The sequence below is a fragment of the Petrachloros mirabilis genome (assembly GCF_975968855.1).
The window spans coordinates 1-11,060 of the sequence record NZ_CDLUDY010000214.1; the positions used below are offsets into that span (position 1 = coordinate 1).

General features: G+C 56.6%; 11 protein-coding genes. 4 read left to right on the forward strand and 7 right to left on the reverse strand.

The annotated features are described in order from the left end of the window. The 6 genes from ACWVCN_RS08855 to ACWVCN_RS08880 all read right to left on the reverse strand — a co-directional run. Positions 1-277 (reverse strand): class I SAM-dependent methyltransferase (locus ACWVCN_RS08855; protein WP_455245204.1); only part of this gene is annotated, 277 nt, incomplete at its 3' end. Positions 278-409: 132 nt separating this feature from the next. Continuing rightward, positions 410-1,162, reverse strand: coding sequence for a glycosyltransferase family 2 protein (locus tag ACWVCN_RS08860; protein WP_455245205.1), 753 nt, complete (start codon positions 1,160-1,162; stop codon positions 410-412). Positions 1,163-1,176: 14 nt separating this feature from the next. Next, the gene (locus ACWVCN_RS08865; protein WP_455245206.1) at positions 1,177-3,051 is read right to left on the reverse strand and encodes a hypothetical protein; all 1,875 of its coding nucleotides are present in this window, start codon (positions 3,049-3,051) and stop codon (positions 1,177-1,179) included. Positions 3,052-3,352: 301 nt separating this feature from the next. Further along, complete coding sequence (locus ACWVCN_RS08870; protein ID WP_455245207.1) at positions 3,353-3,787, reverse strand: CBS domain-containing protein; 435 nt, start codon at positions 3,785-3,787, stop codon at positions 3,353-3,355. Between the two features lie 10 nt (positions 3,788-3,797). After that, positions 3,798-4,241, reverse strand: coding sequence for a CBS domain-containing protein (locus tag ACWVCN_RS08875; RefSeq protein ID WP_455245208.1), 444 nt, complete (start codon positions 4,239-4,241; stop codon positions 3,798-3,800). Positions 4,242-4,298: 57 nt separating this feature from the next. Next, positions 4,299-4,823, reverse strand: a complete 525-nt coding sequence (locus tag ACWVCN_RS08880; RefSeq protein ID WP_455245209.1) for a hypothetical protein — start codon at positions 4,821-4,823, stop codon at positions 4,299-4,301. A 325-nt stretch (positions 4,824-5,148) separates the two neighbouring features. Here ACWVCN_RS08880 and ACWVCN_RS08885 point away from each other — a divergent pair, with 325 nt between their 5' ends. The 4 genes from ACWVCN_RS08885 (at position 5,149) to ACWVCN_RS08900 (ending at position 9,663) form a co-directional block, all read left to right on the forward strand. Further along, the gene (locus ACWVCN_RS08885; protein ID WP_455245210.1) at positions 5,149-6,054 is read left to right on the forward strand and encodes a universal stress protein; all 906 of its coding nucleotides are present in this window, start codon (positions 5,149-5,151) and stop codon (positions 6,052-6,054) included. A 69-nt stretch (positions 6,055-6,123) separates the two neighbouring features. Continuing rightward, on the forward strand, positions 6,124-7,443 hold the full coding sequence (locus ACWVCN_RS08890; RefSeq protein WP_455245211.1) for an efflux RND transporter periplasmic adaptor subunit: 1,320 nt from the start codon (positions 6,124-6,126) through the stop codon (positions 7,441-7,443). A gap of 75 nt (positions 7,444-7,518) precedes the next feature. Then, complete coding sequence (locus ACWVCN_RS08895) at positions 7,519-8,751, forward strand: ABC transporter permease (protein ID WP_455245212.1); 1,233 nt, start codon at positions 7,519-7,521, stop codon at positions 8,749-8,751. A gap of 12 nt (positions 8,752-8,763) precedes the next feature. Next, on the forward strand, positions 8,764-9,663 hold the full coding sequence (locus tag ACWVCN_RS08900) for a helix-hairpin-helix domain-containing protein (protein WP_455245213.1): 900 nt from the start codon (positions 8,764-8,766) through the stop codon (positions 9,661-9,663). Between the two features lie 55 nt (positions 9,664-9,718). Here ACWVCN_RS08900 and ppsA read toward each other — a convergent pair. Continuing rightward, positions 9,719-11,060, reverse strand: a 1,342-nt coding sequence (gene ppsA, locus ACWVCN_RS08905; protein WP_455245214.1) for a phosphoenolpyruvate synthase, incomplete at its 5' end; no start/stop codon positions are given.

The window sequence follows — 11,060 nt, forward strand, 5'->3', positions numbered from 1 at the left end:
GAATGTTCCCGACAAGCACGTTGTCTCCCAAGCGCGCCCGCGCAGCCGTCGCGATGGACTCCGACAGTTCGGTCCCCGACACTTCCCAGCCACGTCGCGCCAACGCCTCCAGGAATGAACCGTCGCCACATCCCACATCGAGAACTTTGCCGGGGTTCTCTCCAGTGAGACGCGCCGCCCGCGCCGCCCGAAAGGCCCGTAACGCCCTTTTGCATCGGCCCGAATCGTTGACCGGCGTCTGAGGATCCGCGGTAGACGTACGCTTGCCCGGAAGCACACGGCTCCTCACCGGCTGTCTTCGCAAGACTACATTGATCGCAAATAACGAGGTTATGGGGCGTGCCCGTATACATGTCCGCGGAGAGGAGACACTCACGCCACACCCTGCTCCCGCAAGCCGGACAACTATTCATGGGTTTCGCGACGATTCAAAGATGGCCAGGCGCACGAGGCCGAGCCGTTGGAGCACCAGGCAGGCCGTCGTATGCAAAACACCGAATCCATAACGGACGCTACGCCATAGATCGATGGAAGAAGCTTCGGGGAAATAGCGTGTGGGACAGCTGATCTCGCCGACCGCAAAATCGAAATAGAGCGCTTGTGCGATGATTTGATTGTCAAAAACAAAATCTTCAGAGTTGCGCTCGAACGGAACGAATTCGAGCAACTTCCGCGAATAGGCTCGAAACCCCGTGTGGTACTCCGACAACTTGGCGTGGCACAACAGGTTCTGAATCAGCGTCAAGACACGGTTGGCGATATATTTGTACAGCGGCATGCCTCCCTGGCGCGCTCGCCCGCCGAGAATACGGGAAGCCAACACCAGATCATAATGCCCGCTGGCGATCATCCCCGCCATCGCCGTCACAAGTTTTGGCGAATACTGATAATCGGGATGGACCATGACGACGATATCGGCTCCGGCGGCCAGAGCCTCGCGATAACAGGTCTTTTGATTGCCTCCATACCCGCGGTTCCGGGGATGGACGATCGTGTGAATGCCGAGATCACGGGCAACGGCCACCGTTGCATCAGTCGAGGCATCGTCCGTCAGCAGCACCTTGTCGATGATGTTGTGGGGCAACTCCTGATAGGTCGCCTCCACCGTTCTTCTGGCGTTGTAGGCCGGCATCACGACGACGACTCTCATCCCGTTGAGCATGAGACCTTCCTCGGCTACCGCGGCAATTCGCAGACCTGCACACCGGACTTCGCAAAAACGATCCGGCATCCTGCCAACGAGGCGCGCAACTGATGTTCGGCATCGGTTGATATCGGGAGATAGTCGTAACTCCCTCTCAGCCGCTCGATTTCACGGCCATGGATCATGATATGCGTCACGCCGCGGTCCTTGAGTTGCGCCAAGAACGGCGGCGCATCCGGAGCCAGGAGATCTGCGATCTTATTGTGATCGTATGCGGACGACATGGTCACGGGACGGTCGAGATACAACAGCCTTGTTTCTCCCAGGTAGTAGACATGGCTGTCTGACGATGCATGGTTGTTGAGCCACTGGGCTGCGGGATAGTAAGCAAGCCGGCGCGTCAGATACTCGTCGTTTGACAAAGTGCCTGTGAAAAGCGCTGCAATGTCTTGAGCACTGTACAGCGCATCGAGGATTCGTACCGATTGCACCATCGGCGCAAGGGCGAGCAACCCGATCATTGCCATGACCAACGTGGGCCGTCGAATCCGACCGAACAACGCTGAGGCAGCCCATGCGACCCCCAGTGCGCAAAAGGGGAAAATCGGATAGAGGTATCGAATGACACTCGACTGGCTCATCCAGAGGACCCCGTAGACGGCAACGGCCAACGCCCATGGGCGCAAGAGAGGGCTGCATGCCGCACCGGCAAACAGCAGCCCGGCACCGAGCGGGACCAAGAGACCGGGCTCAGCCCCGGCCCCGAACCTTCCTGGATTGTTTATTACCCCTACAACCAGCTCATTCAGAGAAGTAAACGACAGTCCGGTCGCCGGCACGTCACGCTTGATCCGCTCGACGGCCCATTGCGCATCTTCGTTCCCCAATTGCGCACTCAGAACCGGATAAACCGGATCGCCCGTTGCCATCATGTTCCTTACATACCAGGGAGATGCCAACAATAACGAGACTCCGACAAACAGCAGTGCGAGACGTACCGCACGTCTGGGCTGACGGCCTTTGAGGATGACGAGGGAGAGAACACCGACGATCCAAAGCCCGGTGTACTTCGAACCGGCAGCGACCCCGGCACCCATGGCAGCCATGCAAGCCAACCGGTTCAGGTCATCTGATTCCGAGGAGCGCATGCGGGCCAACGCCAGACCGGACATGGCGGCAAAGCCAATCAACGCCGCATCGATCCCGCTCATCGTGCTCATCACCATCACGCCGGGAATCGTCCCGACCGTCACTGAACCCGCGAGCGCAGCGCGTCTGTCACCCAACACTTCCAGTATGAAAACAGCGGTGGCACACCATCCGAGCAAAAACAGAATAAGGTTGAAGAACTTCGCGGCCGCAGGCCCCCCGATTCTCATACAGAGACCGAAGAGTACATCGAGATGGGCGGGAAAGGCACTGTGCACGACCGTCGGAATCCATTGTATTTCTCCTGCAATCAGGTACTGCCATTGAAGGCCAAGATGATAGTTCAACGCATCGTAAAAGATTTCCGGTGCAGCGGACGGACCGATCACGACGGCTGCCGCCGCGACAAGAGGAAGGGTCAGAACCGGTTGTTCGCGCAGTGATTGAATCGCATCACGAATTGCAAGCCAGGGCTCGACGAATGCTTCCGGCCTCATCACACAGAGAAGAGGACCAACCGCAAGAACTCCCATAAACAAGACGAGATTGAAGAAACCCAACATGCCGAACACACTGGTGACAAAAGCAGCGATCCCTATTCCGATGAACACATTCCACAAGACGGTGACAGCCGACGACCAGCCTGTGCCCGGATACACCGATTGCACGGCGCGCCCGAGGAGGGCAAACGAATACATGATGCCCGTAGCGATGATGAGAGCAGAAATCACTGAGCCGACGTATACAAGCGCTGGCACGACCTCACCTTTGGGATTCGCCTTGACAGAGATAGGTCGGCAATGGGGCGACCGCTAAGCTATCTGTCTGAAGGGTTTTCGTACACGACTACCCTTCTGTTTCGTTACCTGTTTCCTGATATCTCGTCAACAATTTCAACAGTCTCTGTTGAGGCATTCATAACGGCAGGAGGAGGAAATGAAGTCTGAGGTACTGAGCTGCCTGTCTGTAGTGCAGGAGAGTGTGTGGATGTCAGAAACGGAGAAGGATCGCGAAGAACCGCGACCATCATTCTTTCGCTCGGAATCAGTCTGCAGGCAGTTACGACCAGTATTGTGACGCTTTCATATATCCGAACAATAAGTCCCGACGGGCAAGGATCCCGACAAGTTTGTTGTTCCGCACGACCGGCACACGGGTTATGTACCGATCCTGAAACAGGTCGGCGATCTGAGCCAACGTTTGATCTTCCGTCACCGAAACCGGATGAGACGACATGATCTCAACGGCAAGGACCTTGCGCAAATCGCGTCCCTCGATCATCGCCTGCAGCAGATCGTATTCACTGACGATCCCAACCAAGGTGCCGTCCTGTTCCACTACCGGCAGACTGCCGAAATTGCGCCGCGTCATCATGCTCCCGATCGTCGAGGCATCAGTCCGCGGGGTGCAGGTGGTAACAGCATCCTGCATTAATTGCGCGACTGTGAGCGCCTTCGGATCACAGGCCCCCATGAAGAAATCCGTTTGTCGCATCGCGTAGCCCTCACTTTCTCTTCGAGGAACGGCCGCCCAGGTAGGTTCGTAGAACATCGCGTCTTGCGATGATCCCTACCACTTGATCCTTCTCGTTCACCACCGGCACACGAACGAGATCGCTCGCGCGGAGCACGTGGACCAGCGTGCCGATGGTCGTTCCGGTTCGTACCGAATACGGGTTGCCGGTCATAATGTCGCCCGCTGTGATGCGCCCCAACTGATGCCCATCGTCGATGGCCGCCAGGATATCATGTTCGCTGACGATACCGGCCAGTCTCCGTCCGCTATCCACGACCGGTACCGCTCCGAATCCCTCGATCATGAGCGAAGCGATGACGTCCCCCTTCGTCGTCAGGCGGGCACATTGCACGCGCTTCTCCATCACTTCTTTAACCGTCAGTGATGAAAAATCTTTGCCCGCTTTCTTCCCGCCCTTTTTCCTTGCCGGCATGTCACCCTCCCGATTTCCGCAACCCACGTCCCAGTACATCGGCGTCGCCGCCGCCTGTCACTCTCCCACTTTGTCTCTCACCACTCCGCGATCTTCGGCCCACCTAAGATGGGCGGTCCTTTGCTTCCCCGCTTCCAGTGTTATTCCTTTGAGCTCCTGCCGATATTCACCTTGCGCCGCTGAAATGTCATAGACGCCTGAGGGAAGGTCGACGAATAGCCACGGCCCCTCCACCCGCTCACGGCCGATATGGATCGCTGGATCCCCGTTTGTAGGCTGAATCGTCACATCGACGCCGGTCAGAAACGGCCTCCCGCCGGCAGTAAATACCAGTTTCAAGGAAAACGGCGGATACGAAGCTCGACGTTCTTCGAGACCCACGCCGGCGCTGAAATATCGGATATTTCCCGCACGATAAAGCGGCAGATGGTATTGAACGACTGCTCCGTTGACCTGTTGCCGGAACTCCAACACATCACCAGCTTCTCCAATACGAGCGACCATTCCCTCCTCTGCGGAAATCGATCCCGCTCCTACCCAAAGAAATAAACTGAACAGATAGGCGAGCCGTTTGGTCATCATCTTCCTCCCTTGCTTTGCAGACTTCGCAATGAGGATGCCAGAATAGCAGACGGCTGATACTCACATATTTTGTAAGTGATGAAGTATGTCGCGTGACCGAAAATCAATATTTCCGCGATTGAGTGGCGCCTATCACCCCAGTGCCTTTTTCTGGTCTGCTGCAAAACGCCGCAGTATTGCTCCACACAAAAGGCATTAAGTCCCCCCAAGCCGTTGGATTGGGTTGATTTTTCAATCATACCTTCTGCTGCTCCAGGCACATCGAATGCACATTGAATGTGGTGGTTCAGTGATCTTTCCCATCTATGTGAAGGAGGAACGACTCATGCGAATTCTCTGTGCAGTGGACGGTTCGGAATATTCCAGATGGGGAGTCCAAGCGCTTGAGGCGCTCGCAGAGTGGGAACCGGATCACGTCGTCCTGCTCCATGTAATCAACAAACCGGCATTCCGGCGAGCCAAGGGGAAGGCGCTACAGGCAGAAAAGCAGGCGCTGGAAGCGATGGAAAAAGCCAGTGACCGTCTGCTGCGTGATGCAGAGCAATCGGCCAAGGTTGCTCTTGGGCAGGCCGCAACAGGGCCGAGCACGAAACTGCACCGCGTACTTGCCTACGGTCCTCTCGCCTCGACCATCGCGAAACAGGCCAAACGCTGGAAAGCCGACCTGATTCTTATCGGATCGCGAGGGTTGAGCGATATCAAGGGCTTTTTACTCGGCAGCGTATCCCGACAAGTCACGTCGATGGCCCCCTGTGCGGTTCTTGTCGTCAAGCAGCCTTTGTCGGAGTTCCACCGCGTCACACTCGCAGTCGACGACTCCAAACAGTCCCGCGCTGCCGCCGCCTTTCTTCGCTCCCGGATTCTTCCTCAATCGGCCGCAGTGACGATCCTCTCCTCTGCGGAAAGCCCCGTAACGGATTTGGCCGCACGGTATCTCTCGCAGTCGCAATTGGATCAATTGACGAAGCCTGTCATCGAGCGGGCCTCCCAACTCGTTAATTCTTTGCGTGACGATTTCATCAAAGACGGTCACACCGCAACCACCAAGGTGCAGATGGACCATGTCATCGACACAATCGTCAAGTATGTCGAAGCGGACAAACCCGATCTGCTCGTGGTCGGCTCACGCACATTAACGAAGACCGAACGCCTTCATCTGGGGAGTGCCTCAGAAAGTCTGCTGAGGCACGCTCCATGTTCCGTCCTCATCGTACGAGGAAAGAGGACCTGAAATTAGGTGTTATGACCCGGACAATGAAACAACAACCCGTTTCGTAAACGCTTCTGGATCAAACGCGACATGACGAAGCCTCCCGAAGAACGGACCAGGCCTGAAACCGGGAACGAGCTCGTTCCCAGTGATTCCGCTCACGCTCCGGCCCGTCGCTCCTTTGCAGACGATCAAGGAATGACCATTTCCGCTGAAGCCGGCCGCCCTCACTGGAGAGAACCACGATGGGGTGTGATGGCCGCGGGAGGAGGAGCGCTGATTCTGATCGGTCTTGCAGTCTGGTATTGGTGGACCACAGGTCCCGCCCCCTTGCTATTCAAAACCGTGCCGGTCGATCGAGGCCCGATTACAGCCGTCGTGACCGCAACCGGGACGGTCAATCCCGTCATCTCCGTCCAAGTCGGCAGCCAAGTATCCGGCAAGATCGCCAAGCCCTTCGCAGACTTCAATTCCGTAGTCAGGCAAGGGCAGATCCTCGCGCAGATCGATCCACAACCGTTCAAAGCCCGGGTGAGTCAGGCTCGTGCCGCCGTAAAAAGCGCCAAGGGTAACCTCGAAAAAGCACAGAACATGGCGGCCCAGCGTAAGCGGGAACGGGATCGTATGAAACGGCTCAGAGAACAACAATTTGTCTCGCAGGCCGACCTTGATCTGGCGGAGACGAACTTTCGAGATGCCGAAGCCAACGCCGACGTCATGCAAGCCCAACTCGACCAAGCACAAGCAACACTTTCGGCGGCGGAATTGGACCTCGGCTACACGACGATTTACTCGCCCGTCAACGGTATCGTCGTGTCCCGCAACGTGGATGTCGGCCAGACAGTGGCAGCCAGCTTCCAAACACCGACCCTGTTCGTGCTCGCGCAAGATTTGACACAAATGCAGGTGAATACGAACGTCAGCGAGTCCGATATCGGAGGCGTCACCGAAAGCAAACCGGCCAATTTCAGGGTGGATGCCTACCCCAAGTATTTCTTTGAGGGTACGGTCACCCAGGTGCGCAATGCGCCGATCAGCATTCAGAATGTCGTGACCTACGATGTGGTGATCACAGTCGACAATCGTGATCTCAAACTCAAGCCTGGCATGACGGCGAATGTGACGATCATCACGGACAAAAAGGAAGACCCCTTGCGCGTGCCGAACGGAGCCCTTCGATTTCGGATGCCTGACGTTCCAATCGATAAAAAGACGACAGGCGTCTGGGCCCTGGATCGCCAGAACAAACCGGATCAGATAGAGGTTTCAACCGGCATCGCCGATTCACTGTACACGGAAATCATCGGCGGCGAGCTGAAAGAAGGCGACCGTGTCATCATTGGCATCGAATCGCCAGAGGAACGGGAGCAAAGAACGCTTCCGCCCGGGTTCAGTCCGCGGATGAGATGAACGGAACAAAGACGCAATCGGCTTCCGGTCCTCAGCGGGTGCTAGATCGTTGACGTCCAGCTGCCGTTAAGAAACATGTCCTTTCTCTGGCTGACCATTCTTTCGGCACTCCGGATCCTCCGGCGCAACCCCATGCGTGCCGGATTGACCATGCTCGGTATCATCATCGGCATCGGAGCCGTTGTCGCAATGGTCAGTCTCGGGCAGGGAGCGACGGCTTCGGTACAGGCGGAAATCGCCAGCCTGGGCACCAACGTATTGATCATCGTCCCGGGTGCAACGACCGTCAGCGGCGTCCGAGGTGGCATGGGGACTGTCTCCACCCTTACAGTGGACGACGCCCGGGACATCGAGAAAAAGATCGGCGGAGTCACGATCGTCCTTTATGCCACTCGTTCGGTACTTCAAGCGATTCATGAAAATAAGAATTGGAGCACTGTCGTGCTCGGAACAACCCCGGAATTTACCGATATCCGTAATTGGCCGATCGCACAGGGTAACTTTTTCACCCAATCGGACGAAGATTCGGCGGCTAAGGTGGCTGTATTGGGTAAAACGGCGATCGAGAACCTCTATGAGCCTGGAGAGGATGTCGTCGGCAGCGAAATCCGCATCAGAAACATGCCGCTTCGTGTGATAGGCGTCCTCGCTCCAAAAGGCCAATCGCTGACGGGTCAGGACCAGGATGACCTGATCGTCCTCCCCTTCTCCACAGCGGAACGAAAGGTTTTGGGAACACAGTTTCTCGGGGCAGTCGGGATCATTCTCGTCGCCACCCAGACCCGATACGACATTCCGGCTGTCGTCGAGGACATCAAAGACCTCCTGAGAAACCGCCATCGGCTCTACGAGGCGGATGAAGACGATTTTACGATCCGGACGATGGAGGACATCGAGAAGACCATCGCCGGAGCCAGCCGGACCATGATGTTGATGCTCATGAGCATCGCCTCCATCTCGCTACTGGTCGGCGGGATCGGCATCATGAACATTCTGCTTGTTTCAGTCACGGAACGGACGAGAGAAATCGGCCTGCGTATGGCGGTCGGCGCCAAACGCCGGCATATTCTGCTCCAATTTCTCATCGAAGCGACCATCATGACCATCATTGGCGGCGTGCTCGGTGTCGCCGCGGGAATCGGAGGCGCCAGGCTGTTGACAAAGATGGTGGGCTGGCCGACCATCATTTCATCAGAAGCCGTGATTACGGCATTCGTTTTTTCCGTCGCGGTCGGCCTCTTCTTCGGCCTCTATCCGGCCAACAAGGCCTCGAAGCTCAACCCTATCGAAGCACTGCATTACGAATAAACCGCATCGGCCATGGCCAGCATTCCACACAATCGAGCGATCGCCAGAAAATTACTGGAGGTTGCCTTGCTTCTTGAGGAGCAGGAAGCCAATCGCTTCCGCGTGCAGGCCTACCGGCGAGCCGCCGAAACCCTGGAAAAACTCAAGACACCTGCGTCGAAGCTCATTGCAAAACGAGGGATTGAAGGATTGCAGGCCCTGCCAGGCATTGGTGTCAGTCTATCCCGATCAATTCACACGCTCGTCGTAACCGGACGGCTCCCCATGCTGGATCGTCTTCGAGGTGAATTGGATTCTGCCGCACTGCTCGCTTCAATACCTGGCATCGGCCCAGCACTCGCCAAGCGGTTGCACGACGACCTGCACATTCAAACGTTGGAACAATTAGAAATGGCAGCGCACGACGGCAGGCTGACCAACATAGAAGGAATCGGGACCAAGAAGCTTCAAGGTATCATCGACTCGCTGGCTGCACGCCTTGGACGGATCCGTCAGCCGGCCCCCATCAACATGAGCCATCGAAAAGACCAGCCTTCGATCGCGGAGTTGCTGGATGTGGATCGGGAATACCGGGAATCCGCCAAGGCCGGCAAGCTCCGCCTGATCGCACCGCGCCGCTTCAATCCCAGGAAGGAAGCCTGGCTGCCGATCCTCCACACCCAGCGAGGAGAACGCCACTACACCGCGATGTTTTCAAATACGGCCCTGGCGCACCGGCTGAAGAAAACGCATGAGTGGGTGATTCTCTACTTCGACGACGAACACGGCGAGCACCAGTGCACGATCGTCACGGGGCGCAAGGCCCCCCTTACGGGAAAGCGCATCGTGAGAGGGAGAGAAACCAACTGTACCACCTACTATGAGGCTCTTCGTAACTACGTTGAAGCCGGCGGCACGACCCACGCGAATTGAGGATCACCGCCCAAGAACCATCCACTCTCCTGCAGTCATTCAACCTGCTCAATGCTCAGCGTCCAAGCTGTTTTTCCTGCTCCATTACAGCCATCGTCGTTTTCACGACGGCATCGGGATTCAGCGAAAGACTGTGGATCCCCTCCTCGACCAGAAACCGCGCGAACTCAGGATAGTCGCTCGGGGCCTGCCCGCAGATTCCCACTTTCTTGCCCGTCGCTTTGGCAGTCCGAATAACCTGCGCCACCATCTTCTTGACAGCTGCGTTTCGTTCATCGAACAGATGAGCGACGATCTCGGAATCCCGGTCCACCCCCAGCGTCAGCTGCGTCAGATCGTTCGACCCGATCGAGAATCCATCGAAGATTTCAGCAAACTCCTCAGCCAGAAGCACATTGCTCGGGATCTCACACATCACGTAAACTTCGAGGTCCTTCTCTCCCCTTTTCAAGCCATGACGCTCCATCTCGGCAAGAACGAGCCGCCCTTCGTCGACGGTGCGGCAAAAGGGAACCATGAGTTTCACGTTCGTCAGGCCCATGACATCCCGCACAATCTTCATCGCCCGGCATTCCAATGCAAAACCATCGCGATAGCGAGGATCGTAGTACCGTGACGCCCCGCGAAATCCCAACATCGGATTTTCTTCACGAGGTTCATACCTGGTTCCACCAGTCAGATCGGCGTACTCATTGGTTTTGAAGTCACTGAGCCGGACGATTACGTCTTTGGGATAGAAAGCGGCGCCGATCATCGCCACGCCCTGTGCCAGCTTTTCGACAAAAAAGTCAGGCTTGTTGGAATATCCGGCAGTGATGCGGCTGATTTCTTCCTTAACGGTCTGGTCTTCCAGTCGATCGAAATCGATCAGCGCCAGAGGATGAATCCGTATATAGGTGCTGATAATAAATTCCTCCCTTGCCAGACCCACACCATCGTTGGGGAGAAACGACAATCTGAACGCTTCCTGCGGATTACCAATATTCATCATGATTTTCGTCTTCGGCCGCTTGAGATCTTTCACATCCATCTTCTCGACATGAAAGGGGAGCTCCCTGTCGTACACAAAACCTGTGTCGCCTTCGGCACAGGACACCGTCACGCGTTGGCCATCACTGAGAACCTCGGTCGCGCGTTCTGTTCCCACGATAGCCGGTAGCCCCAACTCGCGGCTGACGATCGCAGCATGGCAGGTCCGTCCCCCGCGATTCGTGACGATTGCCCGCGCCTTTTTCATGATCGGTTCCCAATCCGGATCCGTCTTATCCGTCACCAGCACCTCACCGGCTTTAAACGCGCGAATCTGCTGAACGGATTTGATCACTCGAACCGGTCCCTGGGCAATCTTATCCCCGACGCTGCGGCCCTCGACCAACACCGTCCCCCGCTCCTTGAGA